This is a genomic window from Nonomuraea maritima, from assembly GCF_900100395.1.
In the GTDB taxonomy this organism is placed as follows: domain Bacteria; phylum Actinomycetota; class Actinomycetes; order Streptosporangiales; family Streptosporangiaceae; genus Nonomuraea; species Nonomuraea maritima.
This window is the reverse complement of record NZ_FNFB01000004.1, coordinates 340,137-361,652: the sequence shown is the minus strand read 5'-3', so window position 1 is coordinate 361,652 and position 21,516 is coordinate 340,137. Positions and strand designations below refer to the sequence as shown.

16 protein-coding genes are annotated in these 21,516 nt (G+C 72.7%); 8 read left to right on the top strand and 8 right to left on the bottom strand.

Features of this window, described 5'->3' with window-relative positions; translation table 11 throughout:
- Window positions 1–65: 65 nt before the first annotated feature.
- Genes BLR04_RS10420 through BLR04_RS10410 form a run of 3 tightly spaced genes read right to left on the bottom strand, consistent with a single transcriptional unit; the run spans window position 66 to window position 2,536 of the window.
- Window positions 66–1,184, bottom strand: coding sequence for a magnesium and cobalt transport protein CorA (locus BLR04_RS10420; RefSeq protein WP_090762123.1), 1,119 nt, complete (start codon window positions 1,182–1,184; stop codon window positions 66–68).
- Between the two features lie 16 nt (window positions 1,185–1,200).
- Window positions 1,201–1,674 (bottom strand): nuclear transport factor 2 family protein, encoded by a 474-nt coding sequence (locus BLR04_RS10415; RefSeq protein WP_245740159.1) that lies wholly within the window; start codon window positions 1,672–1,674, stop codon window positions 1,201–1,203.
- A 7-nt stretch (window positions 1,675–1,681) separates the two neighbouring features.
- Window positions 1,682–2,536 (bottom strand): amidohydrolase family protein, encoded by an 855-nt coding sequence (locus BLR04_RS10410; protein WP_245740166.1) that lies wholly within the window; start codon window positions 2,534–2,536, stop codon window positions 1,682–1,684.
- A gap of 64 nt (window positions 2,537–2,600) precedes the next feature.
- On the opposite strand from BLR04_RS10410, the gene BLR04_RS10405 reads away from it, so the two are divergent.
- Window positions 2,601–3,299, top strand: a complete 699-nt coding sequence (locus BLR04_RS10405; RefSeq protein ID WP_090762120.1) for a M50 family metallopeptidase — start codon at window positions 2,601–2,603, stop codon at window positions 3,297–3,299.
- Window positions 3,300–3,303: 4 nt separating this feature from the next.
- Here the strand turns inward: BLR04_RS10405 and BLR04_RS10400 are convergent, their stop codons facing one another.
- Window positions 3,304–5,523: a thiamine pyrophosphate-dependent enzyme gene (locus tag BLR04_RS10400; RefSeq protein WP_218128803.1), complete on the bottom strand. Its 2,220-nt coding sequence runs from the start codon at window positions 5,521–5,523 to the stop codon at window positions 3,304–3,306.
- A 190-nt stretch (window positions 5,524–5,713) separates the two neighbouring features.
- Between BLR04_RS10400 and BLR04_RS10395 the strand changes: the two genes are divergently transcribed.
- The gene (locus BLR04_RS10395; RefSeq protein ID WP_143022005.1) at window positions 5,714–7,024 is read left to right on the top strand and encodes a hypothetical protein; all 1,311 of its coding nucleotides are present in this window, start codon (window positions 5,714–5,716) and stop codon (window positions 7,022–7,024) included.
- A 97-nt stretch (window positions 7,025–7,121) separates the two neighbouring features.
- On the opposite strand, the gene BLR04_RS10390 is transcribed toward BLR04_RS10395, so the two are convergent.
- Window positions 7,122–7,721, bottom strand: a complete 600-nt coding sequence (locus tag BLR04_RS10390; RefSeq protein WP_090762114.1) for an SACE_7040 family transcriptional regulator — start codon at window positions 7,719–7,721, stop codon at window positions 7,122–7,124.
- 61 nt (window positions 7,722–7,782) lie between these two features.
- Here BLR04_RS10390 and BLR04_RS10385 point away from each other — a divergent pair, with 61 nt between their 5' ends.
- From BLR04_RS10385 to BLR04_RS42280, 6 genes are all read left to right on the top strand, one after another.
- Window positions 7,783–9,354, top strand: a complete 1,572-nt coding sequence (locus BLR04_RS10385) for a carboxyl transferase domain-containing protein (RefSeq protein WP_090762112.1) — start codon at window positions 7,783–7,785, stop codon at window positions 9,352–9,354.
- A gap of 3 nt (window positions 9,355–9,357) precedes the next feature.
- On the top strand, window positions 9,358–11,295 hold the full coding sequence (locus BLR04_RS10380) for an acetyl/propionyl/methylcrotonyl-CoA carboxylase subunit alpha (protein ID WP_218128802.1): 1,938 nt from the start codon (window positions 9,358–9,360) through the stop codon (window positions 11,293–11,295).
- Window positions 11,295–12,200: a hydroxymethylglutaryl-CoA lyase gene (locus BLR04_RS10375; RefSeq protein ID WP_090762110.1), complete on the top strand. Its 906-nt coding sequence runs from the start codon at window positions 11,295–11,297 to the stop codon at window positions 12,198–12,200. Before BLR04_RS10380 ends, BLR04_RS10375 begins: the two co-directional genes overlap by 1 nt.
- Before the next feature lies 1 nt (window position 12,201).
- Complete coding sequence (locus tag BLR04_RS10370) at window positions 12,202–13,338, top strand: acyl-CoA dehydrogenase family protein (protein ID WP_090762108.1); 1,137 nt, start codon at window positions 12,202–12,204, stop codon at window positions 13,336–13,338.
- Between the two features lie 107 nt (window positions 13,339–13,445).
- Window positions 13,446–13,880 (top strand): GNAT family N-acetyltransferase, encoded by a 435-nt coding sequence (locus BLR04_RS10365; RefSeq protein WP_090762104.1) that lies wholly within the window; start codon window positions 13,446–13,448, stop codon window positions 13,878–13,880.
- 45 nt (window positions 13,881–13,925) lie between these two features.
- Window positions 13,926–16,859 (top strand): helix-turn-helix transcriptional regulator, encoded by a 2,934-nt coding sequence (locus BLR04_RS42280; protein ID WP_090762102.1) that lies wholly within the window; start codon window positions 13,926–13,928, stop codon window positions 16,857–16,859.
- A gap of 76 nt (window positions 16,860–16,935) precedes the next feature.
- Here BLR04_RS42280 and BLR04_RS42275 read toward each other — a convergent pair whose 3' ends face one another.
- The 3 genes from BLR04_RS42275 to BLR04_RS10345 form a co-directional block, all read right to left on the bottom strand.
- Window positions 16,936–19,509, bottom strand: a complete 2,574-nt coding sequence (locus BLR04_RS42275) for a hypothetical protein (RefSeq protein WP_143022004.1) — start codon at window positions 19,507–19,509, stop codon at window positions 16,936–16,938.
- Between the two features lie 83 nt (window positions 19,510–19,592).
- Complete coding sequence (locus BLR04_RS10350; protein ID WP_245740158.1) at window positions 19,593–20,537, bottom strand: carbohydrate kinase family protein; 945 nt, start codon at window positions 20,535–20,537, stop codon at window positions 19,593–19,595.
- On the bottom strand, window positions 20,522–21,448 hold the full coding sequence (locus BLR04_RS10345) for a pseudouridine-5'-phosphate glycosidase (protein WP_090762098.1): 927 nt from the start codon (window positions 21,446–21,448) through the stop codon (window positions 20,522–20,524). Before BLR04_RS10345 ends, BLR04_RS10350 begins: the two co-directional genes overlap by 16 nt.
- Between the last annotated feature and the right edge of the window lie 68 nt (window positions 21,449–21,516).

The window sequence follows — 21,516 nt, the reverse complement described above, 5'->3', positions numbered from 1 at the left end:
GCCTGCTCGCCTACCTGATCCCGATGATCCTCATCGGCGTGATCATCGCCGCGTCCTGGTGACCGTCAGAGCCAGTCACGGCGCTTGAAGACGGTGTGGAGGACGAGGCAGACCGCGGCCATCAGCAGCAGCGAGAACGGATAGCCGAAGATCCAGTGCGTCTCGGGCATGTGGTCGAAGTTCATCCCGTAGATGGTGCCGACCAGCGTGGGCGCGAACAGGATCGCCGCCCACGCCGAGATCTTCTTGACCTCCTCGCCCTGCCGGATGCTGGCCTCGGTCATCCGGGCCATCTCCGCGTTCTGCGCCTGCGTCACCAGCGTCGAGTTGACGATCAGGATGTCCTGCAGCATCTGGCGGAACGCCGAGACCCGCTCGGTCACCGTGATCGAGTGGTCGGCCACGTCGCGCAGGTAACTCTGCAGCTCCTCGTTCAGCCCGTACTTCGGCGCCCCCGCGATGAAGCTGTGGATCATGCCCACCAGCGGCTCCACCGCGCGCTGGAAGTCGATCACCTCGCCCGACAGCTCGTAGACGCGCCTCGACACCGAGGGGTCGCCGCCGAACACCTGGACCTCGATCTCGTCGATGTCCTTCTGCAGCCCGGCCACCACCGGCGCGTAGCCGTCGACCACCGCGTCGAGGATCGCGTACAGCACGGCCTGCGGGCCCTGCTGCAGCAGCTCAGGATCGGACTCCATGCGCCTGCGCACGCTCTGGAGGTCGGGCGACTCGGCGTGCCGTACGGTGATCACGAAGTTGGGGCCGACGAAGACGTGCACCTCGCCGAACGCGACCTCCTCCACGTCGTCGAGGTAGCGTGCGGGCCGCAGCACCACGAACAGCGTGTCGCCGTAGCGCTCGGCCTTCGGCCGCTGGGAGCCGACCACGGCGTCCTCGAGGGCCAGCGCGTGCAGCTGGAACTCCTCGCCGAGCTTGGCCAGCTCCCATTCCTGCGGCCGGTAGAGCCCGATCCAGGCCATGCTGTCGGGCGTCTCCTTCAGGCGCGCGAACGCGTCACCGAGCGAACCGGGACTGTCGATCCGCGCGCCGTCGCGGTAGATCGCGTTGTCGATCATCGTGGGCCGGTCGGACGGCTCCTCCGTCGCCCGGGGGTCCATCGAGTGCTCGGGCGCCTCCTCGCGTACCGCGCCGTTGCGCCTGAACCCTCTGACCCTGGCCATCGGCCCTCCTGATCGACTACGAAGGCTGCAACTCCTCGAGCTGGCGCGCCGCACGGTCCCTGATGTACTGGCGCCAGGACGGCGTCCACCCGAACAGCAACCCGTGCGGTTTGCCCAGAGCCATCTTCGACCATCGCCGGAAGTCGAAGTCGTCGTGGTGGCGCACGATGAGGCCGTCCTCGAACCTGAACAACGTCTCGATCCGGTCGGCGACCCTGCGCCCGGTGCCGGCCACCACGTAGTCGACCGACCAGCGGGCGGTGCCGGAATGGTCGTCGGCCCAGACGTCACGGTAGGCGAGATTCAGGTCGGTACGCATGCGGAGTTGGACCCGCCACATTCTCATCACCCTGTCACGCCCCTCGACCTCCTGGAAGATGGGGTCGCCGAAACTGACCTCAGGGTGGTAGCAACGCTCGACGGTCGCGAGATCACCGTGACCGAGAGCGTCGAACAAAGCGCCGATGAGCGCAACATGCCGGTCGTTCACCCCTCCATCAGACCATGGCCGCACCATTGGTCCAGCAGACGGCCCTCAACCAGGCGTCGCCGAGGTCGAGCCGGTCCAGCGCTTCCAGCTGGTGGGCGTACGGGTACGGGATGGTCGGGAAGTCGCTGCCGAGCACCACCTTCCCCGCGAGACCGAGGTCGAGCAGCGCGGGCCGCAACCGGTCGGGGAACGGCATGCCGCGCTCGGAGAAGTCGGTGAACGCCATCGTGGTGTCGAGCGCGACCCGCTCGTAGCGCGCGGCCAGCTCGAAGAACGGGTCGTACTCCGGCATCCCGAGATGCGCGATCACCACCCGCAGCCGCGGATGCCGCCGCAGCACCCCGCTGATCGGCTCCTCGCCGACGTAGCCCCCGGGCACCGGCACCGAGCTGGCGTGCACGACCACCGGCACCCCCGCCTCGGCCAGCAGCCCCCAGACCTCGCCGAGCTCGGGCACACGGGGGTCGAAGTCGCCCACCTGCAGGTGCACCTTGAAGATCTTGGCGCCGTCGTCGAGCGCGGCCCGGACGTACTTGCCGGCCTCCGGCTCGGGATAGAAGGTCGCCGACGGCAGGCAGCCCGGCGTGCGCCGGGCGAAGCCGAGCGTCCACTCGTTGAGGTCGGCCGCCATACCGGGCCGATGGGCGTACGCCAGCGCGGGGAAGGTCCGCACCCCCAGCTCGCGCAGCCGCGCCACCCGCCGCTCGACCGGCCACTCGTACGTGATCGGCCACCCCTCACCCATGAGCGGGCCACCGTGGTGGAAGTGATGCCAGACCCGGCGTTCCATGCGTTCGGGAAGGAAGTGGACGTGCAGGTCGATCAGCCCTGGCAGGCCGAGCGCCCGCCACCAGCCTGGCACCCCCGCGTCAGAAAGCTGTTCCGAGGCCACGGGAAAGACTTTACCTGGATAGTGTTTCTCCTCGATGGACAAGCTCTTGGCCCACCTGATCGAGGTCCAGCCCGATCCCGACCCCTGGGTCGTCGCGGTCTCGGCGCTGGCCGCACTCGTGATCGTCGGCTTCCGCATGCCCTGGCAGATCTCCAGGGGGTTGATCACGATCGCCCACGAGGGCGGCCACGCGCTCATGGCGCTGCTCACCCGCCGCAAGCTCGAAGGCATCCGGCTCCACTCCGACACCTCCGGCGTGACGCTGACCAGAGGCAGGCCCACCGGGCCAGGAATGGTGCTGACGGCGATGGCCGGCTACCTGGCGCCGCCGCTGCTCGGGCTGGCCGCCGCCTGGCTGACCGAGCAGGGCCGCATCACGCTGCTGATCTGGACGGTGCTGCTGTTCCTGGTCTGCATGCTGCTGCTGATCCGCAACCTCTACGGCGCGCTCATCCTGCTCGTCACGGGCGGCGCGGTGTTCGCCCTGAGCATGTACGCGCCCGCCGAGGCGCAGCAGGTCGTCGCCATGGTGGCGGCGTGGTTCCTGCTGTTCGGCGGCATCCGGCCGATCATCGAGCTGCAGCGCAAGCGGCGCCGGAGGCAGGCCCGTGACTCCGACGCCGACCAGCTCGCCCGGCTGACGTTCCTGCCGGGCGGCTTCTACGTGTCGTTCTTCCTGCTGGTGTCGCTGGCGTCCGTGGCGTTCGGCGGTTACCTGATGAACCCGCTGTAAGAGGTCAGCCGAGCAGCTTGCGGGCCGCCTGCTCGATCTCGTCCTCCGTCAGCAGCACGTGGTCGGCCGCCGCGCCGAGCGGGACGAAGCTGTCGCACGAGGTCACCCGCGCGATCCTCCCGGTGAACCCGGCGTCGATCAGCTCCGTCATGACGCCCTCCGAGACGCCGCCGGTGCGGCGGGTCTCGTCGGCGATGAGCACGCTGCCGGTCAGCTCGGCGGCCCGCAGCAGGTCCTCGATCGGCAGCGGCGCCAGCCAGCGCAGATCGAGCACCCGGCAGCCGTACCCCTCCTGGGTCAGTCGCACCGCGGCCCGCAGGCTCATCCGCACCCCGTTGCCGAACGTCACGATCGTCAGGTCGCGCCCGTCGCCGTAGGAGCGCGCCCGCCCGATGGGCACATGCGTCTCCGACCAGCGCCCGGGCGGCGCGTACGGGGCCAGCCAGCCGCCGTCGCCCTCCTCGAACAGGTCGCGCGTGTTGTAGAGCGCGATCGGCTCCATGAACACGCACACCGCCCCCGACGTACGGGCGGCGGCCAGGCACGTGCGCAGCATCGCCGACGCGTCGTCGGGACGCGCCGGGGAGGCGATCACCACCCCCGGGATGTCGCGCAGCGCCGTCACCGAGTTGTCGTTGTGGAAGTGGCCGCCGAACCCCTTCTGGTAGGAGTATCCGGCCACCCGCACGACCATCGGGTTGGTGTAGGCGCCCTGCGAGAAGAACGACAGCGTCGCAGCCTCGCCGCGGATCTGGTCGAGCGCGTTGTGCACGTACGCGAGGTACTGGATCTCGGGCACCGGCAGCATGCCCGACACGCCCGCGCCGAGCGCGAGCCCGAAGACGGCCTGCTCGTCGAGCAGCGTGTCGAACACCCGGCCTGGGCCGAAGCGCTTCTGCAGCCCCCGCGTCACGCCGTAGACGCCGCCCTTCTTGGCGACGTCCTCGCCGAAGACGGTCATCTCGGGGTAGACGGCGAGCGCGTCGGCGAGGGTGCGGTTGATGGCCTGCGAGAGCGTCATGGGCTTGTCGTTCTCGGGCAGCGTGCCGGCGAACGCCCGCTCTCTGACCTGCGCGGAGGCCGCCATCGGGCTGATCTTCGCGATGAGCTCGGGGTTGCGTGGCGCGATCGGCGCCATGACCTCCTTGGCCGAGCCGAGGCGCGGCCGGCGCGAGGTCTCCTGGGCCACCCGCAGGACGTGCTCGCGGGCCGACTCGTACATCGTGAGGAGGTTTTCGGGGTTCTCCAGCCCGGCCTCGACGAGCAGCTTCGCCGTACGCAGCAGCGGGTCGCGCTCGATGTCGGCGCGGATCTCGCGCTGGGTGCGGTACGCCAGCTCGACGTCGGACCCGGCGTGCCCCATGAGCCGCACCGTGGACAGGTGGAGGAAGGCGGGGGAGCGGTGCTCGCGCACGTGCTCGGCGGCCCGCACCGCGACGTCGTACGCCTCGGCCAGGTCGCCGCCGTCGGCGGAGAAGTACTCGATGCCCGGACGCCGCGCCGCGGCCTCGACCCACCCCTTCGGGGTGCGGACGCTGATGCCGATGCCGTTGTCCTCGCACACGAACAGCAGCGGCATCGACTGCCCCTGGTAGGTGGCGTAGGCCGCGGTGTTGAAGCCGGACAGGGCGCTCGCGTGGTTGGTGGAGGCGTCGCCGAAGCTGCACACCACGACCGCGTCCGCCGGCCACTTCGTCTGGACGTCGAGCGCCCGCGCCCGCTCGACGGCGAACGCGACGCCCACCGCCCTCGGCAGGTGGCTCGCGATCGTGGACGTCTGCGGGATGACCGCCAGGTCGGGATGGCCGAAGACCTTGTGCCGGCCGCCCGCGATCGGGTCGTCGGCCGCCGTCGTCAGGCCCAGCAGCACGTCGCGGATGCCCTGCTCGGGCAGCCGCCCGGCCTGCTCGGACCGGGTCAGGTAGAAGGCCCCTGAGCGGTAGTGGAGCAGGGCGGGGTCGGTGGGCCGCAGGGCGGCGGCCACGGCGGCGTTGCCCTCGTGGCCGGCCGAGCCGATCGTGTAGAAGCCCTCGTCCTTCTCGCGCAGCCAGCGGGCCGCGATGTCGAGGAGGCGGCTGTCGAGCTGTCGGCGGAACAGCGTCCTGCACCGCTCACCGGTCAGCGTCGTGCCCTCGCGGACCGGTTCGCCCGGATCTCGTGCGGGGCCCGCCTTCAGATTCGCGATCGCCTCGGTGAAATGTGTCTCAACAGTGTCGCGCGCCACACCCTTGATTATGTCCGTCATCGAGCCCGACGTCTGCTGGACCGGGAGGAGATGTTTGCGACGGCATGAGGACGACCTATAACCGTTCGTCAGATTTCTCAACCTTACCGACCGCGTGACCGTCTACTGAGGGACACGCGTGGCACCCTCAAGCCGCGTTGGACCACTGGGTCTCCAGAAAGGAACCCGCATGTTACAACGCATCCGTGTGGCCGCCCTCGCCGTCGTCCTCGGCGCCGGGACGCTCGCTCTGGCCTCGCCCCCCGCGACGGCTTCTGCGACGGCGGCCTCCGCTCCCACCATCACCCCGGTCACCCTCGCTCCCGCCGCGCCGGTGGTCGTCTTCGACGCCGACGTGCCCGTCACGTTCACCTTCACCACGAGGAACGCCGCCACGGCTTCGCTCAAGGTCGACGGCGCCACCGTGCCGGTCACGTCCACGCCGGCGGGCGGCGGCCTGAAGTGGACGGGCACCAAGGCGTTCGGCCCCGCCGCGGTGGGCCGGCACACCGTCGTCGCGGCCACCGGCCCGGCGTCCACCAGCGGCTCGTTCGACGTCGTACGGGCGCTCACCACCGCCTTCCCCGACTTCGACGCGAGCCCCGACTCCGTCGAGCGCGGCGACACCGTCCGGCTGTCGGGCCGGCTCGTGGCCGACCGCGAGGGCTACGCAGGACAGACCGTCGCGATCACCTTCCGTGAGCGCGGCACCGACGCCTACCGCGAGGTCGCCAAGGTGACCACCGGCCGCGGCGGCTGGTTCCGCACCCGCGTGCGCGCGGAGGCCACCGGCTGGTGGCGCGCCGAGTTCGCGGCCACCGCCACCGCGCGGGCCGCCGTCGCCGACGCCGACCGCGTGGACGTCCGCCGCGACCTCGACAGCCGGATCGTCGGGTTCGACGCCCGGCCGCAGCGGGTGGAGCGGGGCGACCGGCTCACCTTCACCGGCGCGCTGCTGGTCGAGCGGCGCGGCGGCGTTCCCGGCCGGCGCGTGAGCATCGAGTTCAAGGCCGACGGGTCACGGCGCTGGGAGCACGTCACCGACGTCGTGACCGGTCGCGACGGCCGCTTCCGGGCCTTGGCGCAGGCCCGGGTGTCCGGCTGGTGGCGCGCCGACTACCAGGGAGGACGCGGCGTCGACGGCTCGGTCAGCGCCGCCGACCGGGTGCGCGTCGACCCGGCGCGGGCCGAGTCCCGGCTGGTCGCGTTCGACGCCCGTCCTGAGCCGGTCAGGCGCGGCCGGTCCCTGACCATGACGGGCCTGCTGCAGGCCGGCTCCGACGGCTGGTGGCGCGGACACCGCGGGAAGGTCGCGCTGCTGTTCAAGCCGCTGGGCGGCACGAAGTGGCAGCACGTGAAGTGGGTCTGGTCGAACGGCGGCGGCCGGCTCACCACGACGACCAGGGCGTGGTCCTCGGGCCACTGGAAGTTCGCGTTCGCGGGTGACGCGCGAACCCGCGGCGACGACAGCCGTACCGACTACGTGCGCGTGCGCCGCTGAACCAGGCGCTGAACCAGGCACTGAACCAGGCGCTGATCACAGGCGCTGAAACGGGGCCCGGGCGGGATGCCGTCCGGGCCCCGCACCGTGCAGAACGTTAATAACCGTTAACAGCGGCGGCGACGGCGGCGCGGGCCATGGCGTGCAGCAGCGGCCGCATGTCCTGGTCGGGCAGCTCGCCCGCGCTGTGCGGCGTCGAGTTGAGCAGTCCGAACACCGCGTGCGTGGCCGCCCGCAGCCGGGCCGCCGGGCACGCCGGGTGGAGCTCGGCCAGCACGGTCACCCACTCCTCGACGTAGAGCCGCTGCAGCCGCCTGATCTGCCGCCGCTCCCGCTCGGGCACGTTGCCCAGCTCCCGGTCGTGCACGGTGATCAGCGCCGGCTGCTCCAGCGCGAACGCGATCTGCGCGGCCAGCAGCGCGTCCAGCGCCTCGGCCGGCCCGGAGGCGGAGGTGACGACCGCGACGGCCGACTCGCGCAGCCGCGAGCTGATGTCGAGCAGCATCTCCGACAGCAGCGCGTCCTTGCCGCTGAAGTGGCGGTAGATGGCCGGGCCCGAGACGCCGACCGCGGCGCCGATGTCCTCGATCGAGACGCCGTGGAAGCCGCGCACCGCGAACAGCCGGGCGGCCGCCTCCAGGATCTCCGCGCGCCTGTTGGGTCGTTTGCGGGTAGGTGAGGCGGAGGCGGTGGTCACGGGCACATACTAGACGATTCATGTTAATGATGACTAACATCCGTGCCATGAGAGGGGACGCATGAGCAGCGACTGGCCGGTGCTGAGGTCGGCCGCCGATCCGGGCGGCGCGGCGCACAAGCGCAACGCCGAACTCAACGAGCGGCTCGCCGCCGAGCTGGCCGAACGCCTCGCGGCCACGGCACTCGGCGGGCCGGAACGGTCGCGGCAGCGGCACGTCGAGCGCGGCAAGCTGCTGCCGCGCGACCGCGTCGACGGCCTGCTCGACCCCGGCTCCCGCTTCCTCGAGCTGTCGCCGCTGGCCGCGAACGGCCTCTACGACGAGCAGGCCCCGGCCGCCGGCATCATCACCGGGGTCGGCCGGATCTCCGGGCGTGAGTGCGTCGTCGTGGCCAACGACGCCACCGTCAAGGGCGGCACGTACTACCCGATGACCGTCAAGAAGCACCTGCGCGCGCAGGAGGTGGCCCTGCACAACCACCTGCCCTGCGTCTACCTCGTCGACTCCGGGGGAGCGTTCCTGCCCAAGCAGGACGAGGTCTTCCCCGACCGCGACCACTTCGGCCGCATCTTCTACAACCAGGCCACGATGTCGGCGCGTGGCATCCCGCAGATCGCCGCCGTGCTCGGCTCGTGCACCGCGGGCGGCGCGTACGTGCCCGCGATGAGCGACGAGGCCGTCATCGTACGCGGCCAGGGCACGATCTTCCTGGGCGGTCCGCCTCTGGTGAAGGCCGCCACCGGTGAAGAGGTCACCGCCGAGGAGCTCGGCGGCGGCGAACTGCACGCCAGGGTCAGCGGCGTCACCGACCACCTCGCGGAGGACGACGCCCACGCCCTGGCCATCGTCCGCGACATCGTCTCCACCCTCGCCCCGCGCGCGCCCCGCCCCTGGGACACGATCGCGCCGGAGCCGCCCCGTCACGACCCCCGCGACCTGTACGGCGTCATCCCCGCCGACACCCGCCGGCCGTACGACGTCCACGAGGTCATCGCACGCATCGTCGACGGCTCCCGCTTCCTCGAGTTCAAGGCCGAGTACGGCTCCACGCTCGTCACCGGCTTCGCCCACATCCACGGCCACCCGGTCGGCGTCATCGCCAACAACGGCATCCTGTTCGCCGAGTCGGCACTGAAGGGCGCCCACTTCATCGAGCTGTGCGACCAGCGCCGTATCCCGCTCGTCTTCCTGCAGAACATCAGCGGCTTCATGGTCGGCAAGGCGTACGAGGCGGGCGGCATCGCCAAGCACGGCGCCAAGATGGTCACGGCCGTCTCGTGCGCCCGCGTGCCCAAGTTCACCGTCGTGATCGGCGGGTCGTTCGGGGCGGGCAACTACGCCATGGCCGGGCGGGCGTACGCTCCCCGCTTCCTGTGGATGTGGCCGAACGCCCGCATCTCGGTCATGGGTGGCGAACAGGCCGCCAACGTCCTCACCACCGTCGGCACCGCCGACGCCGACGCGATCAGGGCCCAGTACGAGCACCAGGGCAACCCGTACTACTCCACGGCCAGGCTGTGGGACGACGGCGTGATCGACCCGGTCGACACCCGCACCGTCCTCGGCCTGGCGCTGTCCGCGGCGGCCAACGCCCCGCTCGAACCCGCCGGTTACGGCGTCTTCCGGATGTGACGCATGCTGTTCGACCGTGTCCTCATCGCCAACAGGGGCGAGATCGCCGTACGGATCGCCCGCACCCTCCGCGCGCTCGGCGTCGAGTCGGTGGCCGTGCACACGCCGTCCGACGCCGGCGCCAGGCACGTGCGTGACGCCGACCTCGCCGTCCAGATCCCGGGTTACCTCGACATCGAGGCCGTCGTGGCGGCGGCGCTGGAGACGGGGGCGCAGGCCGTCCACCCCGGCTACGGGTTCCTCGCCGAGAACGCCGCCTTCGCGCGGCGCTGCGCGCAGGCGGGGCTCGTGTTCGCCGGGCCGCCGCCCGAGGCGATCGACGCGATGGGCGACAAGATCAGGGCCAAGGCCACGGTGTCGGCCGCCGGTGTCCCGGTGGTGCCCGGCGGGGCCGAGCCCGCCGACGCGCTGGAGGAATGGCGCGACTTCCCCGCGCTCATCAAGCCGTCCGCCGGGGGCGGGGGCAAGGGCATGATGCTCGTACGGTCGGCCGCCGAGCTGCCCGACGCGCTGGAGTCGGCCCGGCGCACGGCGCGCGCCGCCTTCGGCGACGGCACGCTGCTGATCGAGCGCTACGTCGAGAGCCCCCGGCACATCGAGATCCAGGTACTCGCCGACGGCCACGGCAACGTCGTCCACCTGGGCGAGCGCGAGTGCAGCCTGCAGCGCCGGCATCAGAAGATCGTCGAGGAGGCGCCCTCGCCGTTCCTCACGCCGGAGACGCGCGCCGCCATGGGCGCGGCGGCGGTGGAGGCCGCCCGAGCCGTCGGTTACGTGGGAGCGGGAACCGTCGAGTTCATCGTCGACGGCTCGACCGGCGCCTACCACTTCATGGAGATGAACACGCGCCTGCAGGTCGAGCACCCCGTCACCGAGCTGGTGACCGGGCTCGACCTGGTGGAGCTGCAGCTGCGGGTAGCGGCCGGCGAGCCGCTGCCGTTCACCCAGGACGACGTCCGCCTCGACGGCCACGCGGTCGAGGCCCGCGTGTACGCCGAGGACCCGGCCCGCGGCTTCCTGCCCACCGGCGGTCGGGTCCTGCTGCTCCGCGAGCCCGGATCCGTGCGGGTCGACTCAGGGCTGGTCGAGGGCGGGGTCGTGGGCAGCGAGTTCGACCCGATGCTGTCCAAGGTCGTCGCCTGGGGTCCCGACCGGGCCGCCGCGCTGCGCGCGCTCGACCGGGCGCTCGCCCGCACGGCCGTGCTCGGCGTGGTCACCAACATCCCGTTCCTGCGCGCCCTGGTCACGCACCCGGCCGTCGCGGCGGGTGAGCTCGACACCGGCCTGGTGGAGCGCGTCCTGCCCGAGCTGGTGCCCGCCGACGCGGCGCCGCCGGACGACGTGCTCGCCGCCGCGGCGCTCGTCGTCCACACCCTGCCGCAGGGGGACGACCCCTGGCAGGTCACCGACGGCTGGCGGGTCGGCGGGCGGGCGTGGACCACGTGGCGGCTGGAGTCGCGCGCCGGCGTCCACGCGGTGGAGGTGCGCGGGCTGCCCGAGGAGTCGGCCGAGGTCCGGCTCGACGGGCAGGCGGTCCCGGCGCACGTCCGCCGCGACGGCTCAGGCCTCGCCGTCACGCTCGCCGACCGTACTCAGCACTACCTGCACGTACGCCAGGGCGACACGCTCTGGCTCGGCCGCGACGGCGAGGCGTGGTCGTTCACCCGGCACCTGATCGGCGACCCAGGCGACCGCGCCGGCGCGGCGGGCGCGGGCGACGGCGTGGTCAGGAGCCCCATGCCGGGCACCGTCATGGTGGTCAAGGCGCAGGTCGGCGACCGGGTGAACGCCGGACAACCGCTGGTCGTCGTCGAGGCCATGAAGATGGAGCACACGGTCACCGCCCCGTGCGACGGCGTGCTGTCCGAACTGCCCGCCCAGCCCGGCCGTCCGGTCGACATGGACGCCGTGCTCGCCGTGGTCACCGCCGAGGAGATGTGATGCCGTACCGGATGCAGGGGCTGCCGCGACAGGTCACGATCTACGAGGTCGGGCCGCGCGACGGGCTGCAGAACGAGTCCGCGGTCGTGCCGGTCGAGGTCAAGGCCGAGTTCATCGGCCGGCTGGCCGACGCGGGACACAAGGTCATCGAGGCGACCAGCTTCGTCCACCCCAGGTGGGTGCCGCAGCTCGCCGACGCCGAGGAACTGCTCACCGGGCTGCGCAGGCGGCCGGGCGTCCGCTATCCCGTCCTGGTGCCGAACGAGCGCGGCCTCGACCGGGCGCTCGCCCAGGGCGTCGACGAGATCGCGATCTTCGCCAGCGCCACCGAGACGTTCGCCGCCAAGAACCTCAACCGCGGCCTGGAGAGCCAGTTCGACATGTTCGAGCCGGTCGTCGCCAGGGCCCTCGAGAACGGGGTCAGGGTGCGCGCCTACGTGTCGATGTGCTTCGGCGACCCGTGGGAGGGGCCCACCCCGGTCGCGCAGGTCGTCGAGGTCGGCGAACGCCTGCTCGGGCTCGGCTGCTACCAGCTGTCGCTCGGCGACACCATCGGCGTGGGCACACCGGGACACGTCACCGCGCTGATCGAGGCGTTCGGCTCGCCTGAGCGGCTCGCCGTGCACTTCCACGACACCTATGGCCAGGCGCTCGGCAACACCCTCGCCGCGCTCCAGGCCGGCGTCACCACCATCGACGCCTCCACGGGCGGCATCGGCGGCTGCCCGTACACCGAATCCGCGACCGGCAACCTGGCCACAGAAGACCTGGTCTGGATGCTGCGCGGACTCGGCATCGAGACCGGGCTCGACCTGGGCAAGCTCGTGTCCACCAGCGTCTGGCTGGCGGAGCTGCTCGGCCGGCCCAGCCCATCCCGCGTCGTACAGGCGCTGTCGAAAGGCTGACATGCTCAAGGACGAGTACGCAGAGTTGCGCAAGACGGTCGAGGCGTTCGCCCGCGACGTCGTCGCCCCCGTGATCGGCGACTACTACGAGCGCGAGGAGTTCCCCTACGACATCGTCCGCCAGATGGGCGCGATGGGCCTGTTCGGGCTGCCGTTCCCGGAGGAGTACGGCGGCATGGGCGGCGACTACTTCGCGCTGTGCCTGGCGCTGGAGGAGCTGGCCCGGGTCGACTCCAGCGTGGCGATCACCCTGGAGGCGGGCGTGTCGCTGGGCGCCATGCCGGTTCACCGGTTCGGCACCGAGGAGCAGCGCAGAACCTGGCTGCCGAAGCTGGCCTCGGGCGAGATGCTGGGCGCGTTCGGCCTGACCGAGCCGGGCGGCGGCTCCGACGTGCCGGGCGGCATGCGCACCACCGCGGTGCTCGACGGCGGCGAATGGGTGATCAACGGGACGAAGGCGTTCATCACCAACTCCGGCACCGACATCACCGGCGTCGTCGGCGTGGCCGCGCTCACCGGCGAGCGGGAGATCTCCACGATCCTCGTCCCGAGCGGCACGCCGGGGTTCACGGTCTCGAAGAAGTACTCCAAGGTCGGCTGGAACGCCTCCGACACGCGCGAGCTCGCCTTCACCGACTGCCGGGTGCCCGCCGCGAACCTCCTCGGCGAGCGCGGCCGCGGCTACGCCCAGTTCCTGCAGATCCTCGATGAGGGCCGGATCGCGATCGCCGCCCTCAGCGTGGGGCTGGCCCAGGGCTGCGTCGACGAGTGCGTGAAGTACGTCAGGGAACGCCGCGCGTTCGGCCACCCGATCGGCCACTACCAGGCCATCCAGTTCAAGATCGCCGACATGGAGGCCCGCGTGCACACCGCCCGCCTGGCCTACTACCACGCGGCCGAGCGCATGCTGGCCGGGCTGCCGTTCAAGAAGGAGGCAGCCATCGCCAAGCTCGTCTCCTCCAACGCGGCCATGGACAACTCCCGCGACGCCACCCAGGTCTTCGGCGGGTACGGCTTCATGAACGAGTTCCCCGTCGGCCGCTTCTACCGCGACGCGAAGATCCTGGAGATCGGCGAGGGCACGAGCGAGGTGCAGCGCATGCTCATCGCCCGGCAACTGGGCCTCGGCGACCTCTGACCCTTGTTGGCCGCGCCTCCTGCGGGGCGCGGCCGATAAGTGACGGCTGTCGGTGATGCGGGGCGAGGTTTGCGTCTCCGACTAGGGACGATCTAGTGTCATCAATCATGACGGGTGATGATCTGCTCATCAGAAGGGCGGAGAAGTCGGACGCCGACGCGGTGTTCGCGCTCGCCCGCGACTTCGGCCTGACGTTCCGGCCCGAGCGCGACGCCTTCGACGCCGCGCTGCCCATTCTGCTCGCCGACGACGACGCCCTGCTGCTCGCGGCCGTCGTGGGCGGGCGCGTCCACGGCTACCTGCTGGGGTTCGTCCACCTGACGCTGTTCGCCAACGGCCCGGTCGCCTGGGTCGAGGAGGCCCTCGTCCAGTCAGGCTCCCGGCGCCAGGGCATGGGACGGGCGCTGCTGGAGGAGTTCGAACGCTGGGCCCGCTCGCGCGACGCCCGCTACGTGGCGATGGCGACCCGCCGGGCGCCGGAGTTCTACCACGCCCTCGGCTACGAGGCCTCCGCCACCTTCTACCGCAAGGTCCTGCGCTAGGACGCCAGGGGCGTTCGTGTCGGCGGCCGATGGCATGCTGTTGGCGTGACGATCCACGCTGTGAGCCCCCTGTTCGTCGGGCGTGACACGGAACTCGCCGTGCTCGGCGACGCGCTCGGCAGAGCCCGCGCCGGAACGTCGTCGACCGTGCTCGTGGGCGGCGAGGCCGGGGTCGGCAAGACGCGGCTGCTCAAAGAGTTCACCGGGCGGGCGGATGACGCGCTCGTGCTGGTCGGCGGGTGCCTCGAGCTCGGCACCGAGGGCCTGCCGTTCGCGCCGTTCACCGCCGTGCTGCGCGGTCTCGTCAGAAGGCTCGGCCGCGACGGCGTCGCCGGGCTCGTGCCCGGCCGCGACGCGCGGGCGCTCGGGCGGCTGCTGCCGGAGTTCGACGCGTCCGGCGGCGAGGGCCACAGTGACGGCGGCGACGCTCGGGCCCGGCTGTTCGAGCAGATTCTCGGCCTGCTGGAGCGGCTGGCCGACGAGCGTCCCGTGGTGCTCGTGGTGGAGGACGCCCACTGGGCCGACCGGTCCACCCGCGATCTGCTGACGTTCCTGGTCCGCTGCCAGCCCACCGCCGCGCGGCTGCTTGTCGTGGTGACCTACCGCACCGACGAGCTGCACCGCAGCCATCCGCTGCGCCCGCTGCTCGCGGAGCTCGGCCGGGTCGAGTGGGTCAGCAGGGTCACGCTGAACCGGCTCACCCGTGCGGAGGCCGTCGCGCTGGCCGAGAGCATCCTGCGGAGTGCGCCGTCCGCCGCCGACATGGACCTGATCTACGCGCGCAGCGAGGGCAACCCGCTGTTCGTCGAGGCGCTGCTGAGCGAGGCCGACGGCGCCGACGCGCTGCCCGAGTCGCTGCGCGACCTGCTGCTGGCCGGCGTCGAACGGCTCCCCGACGAGACCCAGGAGCTGCTGCGCGTGGCCGGCGTCGGCGGTCAGCGCATCGAGCACGGCCTGCTCAGCGCCGTCGCCGGGCTCGACGAGCAGGCCCTGGCCCGGGCGTTGCGGCCGGCGGTGGCAAGCAACGTGCTGGTGGTCGACGGCGAGGGTTACTCCTTCCGTCACGCGCTCATCCGCGAGGCCGTCCACGACGACCTGCTGCCCGGCGAGCACACACGCCTGCACACCCGCTACGCCGAGGCACTCGAACGCGACCTGTCGCTCCTTCCCGCCCCGCGCGGCGCGATCGCGCTCGCCCACCACTGGCACAGCGCCCACGACTCCACCTGGGCGCTGGTCAGCGCCTGGGGCGCGGCCGCCGCCGCCCGCCGGTCGGCCGCGTACGGCGAGCAGTTCAGGATGCTGTCCAGAGTGCTGGAGCTGTGGGACCTCGTGCCCGACGCCGCCGAGCGCATCGGGGCCGACCGCATCGACGTGCTCCGCCGGACCGCCGTCGTCGCGCACTCCGCCGGCGAGTACGAACGTTGCGTCGCCCTGGCCGGCGCCGCCCTCGCCCTGATCGACCACGACGCCGACCCGGTCAGGGCGGCGAAGGTGCTGAGGCTGCGCGGTATGGCCGGCTACGACCTCGGCCGGCCCGGTTACGTCGACGACCTGCGCAGAGCCGCCGAGCTCACCCCCGCCGACCGGCCGAAGCTCCGCGCCGAGGTGCTGGAGCTGCTCGCACGGATGCTCAACAGGCCGGAGGAGATGCCGGAGAAACTCGCCACGGCCCGGCTCGCGATGGAGATCGCCCGCGAAGTGGGCGAAGCCGGCGTGGAGGCCCACGCGTTGATCAGCCTGGCGTGCGTCGGCTCGCCCTACGCGACGCTGCAACAGCTGGAGGTGTACGCCGAGGCGCGCCGCACGGCCGAGCGCGGTGCTGCCTACAGCGCGTTGATGCGGTGCGCGATCGCCGAGTCCGACGCCCTCGAGGGCGCGGGCCGGCACGAGCGGGCCGCGCAGGTCGCCCGCGAGGGCATCGAGGAGGCCGCCCGCCACGGATCGGCGCGCACGTCCGGCACGTTCCTCGCGATCAACCTGGCCGAGCCGCTGGTGTCGCTCGGGCGCTGGGACGAAGCGCTGCGGGTGATCGAGCAGGCGGTCTCCCTCGCGCCTCCCGCGCCCTACCGGGCCAGCCTTGAGGGTTTCGCGACGGACATCGCCCTCGCGCGCGGGCAGTACGACCGGGCGGAGGCGCTGCTCGCGTCCTCACGCGGCGTGGTCTCCCGCGCGACGTCCCGCGAACAGCACCTGTTCCCCTACCTGTGCAGAGAGGTCCGGCTGCTGGCGGCCCGCGGGCTGCTGACCGAGGCGGTGCGGGCGGCGGAACGCGTCCTCGACGATCCCCGCGCGACCGTCGACGCGCGGTACGCCTGGCCGGTGCTGGTGATGTGCGCCCGCCTGGCTGCGACCGGCGGGCCGGAGGCCGCGTCGCTGCTGCGGCGGGTGCGGGAGGTCCGGCGCGAGCTCGCCGCCGACGGAGATCTGCAGCGGGCGTACGAGCTCACGTTCACCGCGCTCATCGGCCCCGGCACTCCCGAGGAGGTCGCCGACCCCGCCGCGTGGCAGGTCAAGGCGTTGGACGTCGCGGCGGAGGCATGGGCTGCGCTGCGGCAGCCGTACGCGGAGGCGCAGTGCCAGGAGGGCGCGGCCGAGGCGGCCCTCGCGGCCGGTGACCGTCATGGAGCGGGGGAGCGGCTCACGCGGGCCCGCGAGCTCGCGGCCGACCTGGGCGCCGCGCCGATGCTGGAACGGCTCGACGGGTTCGGACGGCGGGCGGGCATCGGCGCGACCGGGATCGGCGCGGCCGGCGAGCCGGGCGGCGGGCAGCCGCTCGGCCTGACCAACCGTGAGCTCCAGGTGCTGCGCGAGGTCGCCGACGGGCGCAGCAACCGCGAGATCGCCGCCCGGCTGTTCATCTCGGCCAAGACGGTGAGCGTGCACGTCTCCAACATCCTGGCCAAACTCGGTGTCGCCACCCGAGGCGAAGCCGCCGCGACCGCCTACCGCCTCGGCCTGTTCACCCGCGCCACCTGACGACGGCCGCCCGGCCGGCTGCCTCGCCAAGCTCCGAGACGGGCGACAGGCCCGGCTGCGGGGTGGGGGGCTGGGGTCAGCCGGTCAGTTGGGCTTCGAGGCGGTAGCCGTCGACGGTGACGTACACCTGGTCGCCCGGGCGGGCGTTGAGGCGCATGAGCACGGGCTGCAGCGAGTCGAAGACCGGCTGGTGCCCCTGCCAGACCAGGACGATCGCGTTGTCGCCCGGGCCGGTGACCGACAGCAGGGTGCCGGGACGCATGCCGAGCTGGGCGGCGTACCCCTCGGGGACCGGCACCGGGCCGCCCCGCAGATGTTCGGGCGTGACCTCGATGCGCTGCCACCTGCGCGGGTCGGACGAGGGGCTCGGCGGCGGTGGCGGCGGCGTGGACGGAGTGCCCGCGAGGCCGCCGTTCAGCATCGGCGAACGCCCGCCCGACAGCGCCGACAGCGCGGCCAGCGCGGCGGACGGGTCGATCGACCCGGCCGGGGCCGGCGGGATGGGCTGGCCGCCGCGGTGGTGGTGGCCGTTGGCCCCCGGCGTACGGCGCGGCAGGGGCTGCTGGGCCGCGGCCGTCTGCGCTGCCACGCGCTCGGGCGCGGCGCTCTCCGGCGGCAGGGCCTCCAGCCAGGCCTTGGCCGAGTGTGCGCGGATGCCGAGCTCCGCCATCAGCTCGACCATGTCGGCGTCGGCCGGGGCGGAGGCGATGACCTGCCGGGTGCGTGCCTGAAGGGAGTGCAGGTCGCCCACGACGAGCCAGCCGTCCTGGAGGCGGCGGTCGGGCATGAGCGTCACCAGCACGCGCCACAGCGGCGTGCGCAGCGTGGGCACCATCACCGGGTGGGCCGGGTCGGCGCCGACCAGCTGCTCCTCGGTGGCCGCCGCTCCGAGCCATTCGGTCAGGCGGAACATGTGGCCGGTGACGGGCGCCGACTCGGACGAGCGCAGCCAGTGCAGGACGCGTTCCTCGGCGGTGCGCTGGGCCTGCGAGAGTGCGTCCCGCTCGACCAGCAGTTTGTGGGCGAGGGTGCGGAGGCTGATCGGGTCCTCGGCGAACAGCCGGTGGACGGCCACCGCCAGCTCCAGCTTGTCCAGGCTGCGGAACAGGCCGTCCACGACCCGGACCATCGCGTGGTCGGTCTCGGACGGGACCGCCGGGATGGACCCGGTGCTCGGGCCGCCCGACGGGACGCGCGGGATGTTGCCGGTGCCGGGGCCGCCTGACGGGATGCGTGGGATGTTGCCGGTGCCGGGGCCGCCTGACGGGACGCGCGGGATGTTGCCGGTGCTCGGCCCGTCGGAGCCCGCGTCCTGGCGTCCGGGCTGCTGGCCGGTGGGACGCTGCGGCAGGCGTTCTGGCTGACCGGACTGCCCGGGGACGGGACGCTGGGGCAGACTCCCGCCGGGCGCCTGCGCCGGAAAGGACCCCGTCTGGCGGGGCTGGTCGACGGCGGGGAAGGAGCCGGTGTGCCGCTGCTGGCCGTCCACTGCGGGGAACGAACCGGTCTGGCGCGGCTGGCCGTCCACGGCCGGGAAGGAACCCGTCTGGCGCGGTTGGTCGACGGCGGGGAAGGAGCCGGTGTGCCGCTGCTGGCCGTTGACGGCCGGGAAGGAACCGGTCTGGCGCGGGTTCTGTCCGGGCGGGAAGGCGCCCTGTTGCCGGGGCTGACCCTCCTGCGGGAACGCAGGACGCTGGGACTCGCCCTGGTCAGGGCGGGCGGACGGCCCGCTCTGCGCGGCGAACCAGCCGCTCTCGGTGCCGACGGGGGGCTGCGGCCGGGGCTCCGGCGCCGCCGCCGGGAACGGGCCGGTGCCGCGAGGCACGCCGTCGCCGGCCACGCCGTTCTGCTCGGCGGGACGCCCTGCCTCGGAAGCCTGCGCCGCGGCGGGCGCGGGAACAGCGGGCGCCGGCGCGGCGGGAACCGGAGGCACCTGTGCGGCCGTAACCGGCCTCCCCGGCGCTGCGGGAACTTGGTTCCCCGGCGTTGCGGGTATCTGGCTCCCCAGCGCTCCGGGGACTTGGCTTCCCGGACCTGCCGGGACCTGGGGGCCCGGGGCTGCGGGGACCTGGCTGCCCGGAACTGCCGGGGCCTGGGGGCCCGGGGCCTGGCTTCTCTGGCCTGCGGGAAGGGGGGAAGCGGAGCCTGGTGTCGGGGACGCCGTCCCTGATGGGGTGGAGGAAGGCGCGGCAGCGGCGGCGGGCAGTTCGGACGCGGGGGCCTCGCGCTGCGCCGGGATGCGGCCGAGCACCTCGCGGAAGACCGCGCCCATCACCACCTCGGGCGTCGCCGACGGAGTGGTGAGGTCACCGGGGCACAGGCGGCGCAGCCGCTGCCAGCCGCCCAGACCGGTGACCGCCGTACGGGTCGAGTCGGGCCAGCCGGGCAGCGCGGGGTCGATGTGGTGCACCGTCAGCGCGGGCAGCAGGTCGCACAGCGGGAGGTGATCCCATTGGGAGAAGGCCAGGTGGGCCAGGCGGTCGCACAACCAGTCGAGACCGGCCGCGCCGACGGCCTTCGACAGCGCCAGGGAACTCCACCAGCCCGCCGGCAGACGGGGGTCGCCGAGAGCGTCGGCCACGTGCTGTGGGCGGCTCCAGCGCAACGCAGGGACCAGGTCGCTCAGGCAGATCGATGACTCGACTTCCATCGGCGGACCCTTATCCTCCCCAGTGAGCCGCGTGGGCTCCCCGTAACGCATGTGGCTAATGGTGCAGCCTACGCGGCAAGCTATCAATCAGTGTGAATAGGGTAAAGACGGTTCAGATCCAAACCGTATCGTGGACGGCCGCCCACCTGGGCCACACATTCTGCACCAGCACGGCAGCCCGCCTCCAGAGCGGCAGCCTCGCCGGCACCCTGCAGGGCCGCGGTGAGGAAGCCGGCGGCGAAGGCGTCGCCGGCCCCGGTCGAGTCTACGACCTCGGCGGTCAGGCCCGCTGCCGTCGCGACCACAGAGCCGTCGACCGCCGCCAGCGCGCCGTCGGCCCCCATCTTGACGACGGCCGTGCCGTACATCTCGCTGAGGACCACGGCGGCGCGCTCCGCCGTGGTGGCGCCAGTGAGGAGCAGGGCCTCGTCCAGGTTCGGGATGATCAAGCCGGCCGGGGCGGTCTCCCTGAGGAAGCGCTCGACGCCGAACTCGCGCAGCGGCCCCGTCGATGACGGGTCCACGCTGATCGGGACGCCCGCCGCCGCCGCGTCGGCCATCGCCCGCCGGGCGAGCTCCAGCCCGCGAGGGGCGAACAGGACGTATCCCGACAGGTGGAGGAGACCCGCGCCGTCGAGCACGCGCGGGTCCCAGTCGGCCTCCGAGATGAGGCCGCCGGCGCCGCGGTGGGTGAGCATCGTGCGCTCGCCGCTCTTGTCGACCATCGCGATCACCACGGCCGTCGGCTCGTCGGTGTCCACCGCGACGTGCGGGTGTACGCCCGACCTGACCAGCTCGCCGAGATGCCACTCGCTGCTGTCGTAGCCGAGCCGCGACAGCAGGCGCACCTCGGCGCCGAGGCGGGCCGCCCAGGCGGCGGTGTTCGCGCCGGAGCCGCCGGGGCGGAGCACGATCTCGGCGGCCGCGTCGCTGCCGGGCATGACCGGCGAGCCGTGCAGCGCCACCATGTCGGTGACGACGTCACCCACCACCACGAGGGCGCCGCCGCCGGTCACGACCCGGACCACGCCAGGGCGATCCGGGCCGCGAGGGCCGTGTTGCCGCGCACGGCGGCGAGGTTGGCCTCCAGCGAGGCGCCGCCGGTGGCGTCCACCAGGTAGCCGAGCAGGAACGGCGTGATCGCCTGCCCCTTGACGCCTTCGCGCTCGGCCGCCGCGAGCGCCTCCGCGAGGACGCGGTCGTGCAGCTCCGGGTCGAGCTGGAGATCTTCCGGGACGGGGTTGGCCACGATGAGCGCGGTCCGCGGGCCGTCCAGCGCGTCCTGGCCGCGCATGACGGCCGCGGCCTCCTGCGGCGACTCGATCCGCCAGTCGACCGGCAGGCCCGAGGAGGTCAGGTAGAAGCCGGGGAAGGTGTCGGTACGGTAGCCGACCACGCTGACGCCGCGGGTCTCGAGGCGCTGCAGCGTCGCCGGCACGTCGAGGATCGACTTGACGCCCGCGCACACCACGGTGATGCGGGTGCGCGCGAGGGTGTCGAGGTCGGCGGACTCGTCCTGGTCCTCGGTCCAGCCGCGGTGCACGCCGCCGAGCCCGCCGGTGGCGAAGACCCGGATGCCCGCGCGGGCGGCCAGGAACGACGTGGCCGACACGGTGGTCGCCCCGCTCGCCTTCACCGCCGCCGCCACCGGCAGGTCGCGCTGGCTCAGCTTGCGCAGCCCCGGCTCGGTCGCGATGCGCTCCAGCTCGGCCTCGTCCAGCCCGATCCGCGGCACGCCGTCCAGCACGGCGATCGTGGCAGGGACCGCGCCCGCGGCCCGCACGACGCCTTCGAGTTCCCTGGCCACCTCGAGATTGCGCGGCTGCGGCAGCCCGTGGGAGATGATCGTGGACTCCAGCGCCACGACGGGGGCGCCGTTCGCCAGGGCCTCGGCTACTTCGTCGGAGGGCCGGAGAACGAGGTCGGTACTGCTGCGCATGGTGAGTGTGACGCTCCTTGCGTGGTGGCGTATCCCTGGACGGAACAGAGGTATTTGCGAACTTTGTT

Excerpts from the sequence above, each read along its gene's own strand:
- BLR04_RS10370 (WP_090762108.1), top strand. The coding sequence starts at position 12,202 with ATGCTCAAGGACGAGTACGCAGAGTTGCGCAAGACGGTCGAGGCGTTC.
- BLR04_RS10375 (WP_090762110.1), top strand. The coding sequence starts at position 11,295 with ATGCCGTACCGGATGCAGGGGCTGCCGCGACAGGTCACGATCTACGAG.
- BLR04_RS10420 (WP_090762123.1), bottom strand. The coding sequence starts at position 1,184 with ATGGCCAGGGTCAGAGGGTTCAGGCGCAACGGCGCGGTACGCGAGGAG.
- BLR04_RS10365 (WP_090762104.1), top strand. The coding sequence starts at position 13,446 with ATGACGGGTGATGATCTGCTCATCAGAAGGGCGGAGAAGTCGGACGCC.
- BLR04_RS10385 (WP_090762112.1), top strand. The coding sequence starts at position 7,783 with ATGAGCAGCGACTGGCCGGTGCTGAGGTCGGCCGCCGATCCGGGCGGC.
- BLR04_RS10395 (WP_143022005.1), top strand. The coding sequence starts at position 5,714 with ATGTTACAACGCATCCGTGTGGCCGCCCTCGCCGTCGTCCTCGGCGCC.
- BLR04_RS10345 (WP_090762098.1), bottom strand. The coding sequence starts at position 21,448 with ATGCGCAGCAGTACCGACCTCGTTCTCCGGCCCTCCGACGAAGTAGCC.
- BLR04_RS10380 (WP_218128802.1), top strand. The coding sequence starts at position 9,358 with ATGCTGTTCGACCGTGTCCTCATCGCCAACAGGGGCGAGATCGCCGTA.
- BLR04_RS10405 (WP_090762120.1), top strand. The coding sequence starts at position 2,601 with ATGGACAAGCTCTTGGCCCACCTGATCGAGGTCCAGCCCGATCCCGAC.
- BLR04_RS42275 (WP_143022004.1), bottom strand. The coding sequence starts at position 19,509 with ATGGAAGTCGAGTCATCGATCTGCCTGAGCGACCTGGTCCCTGCGTTG.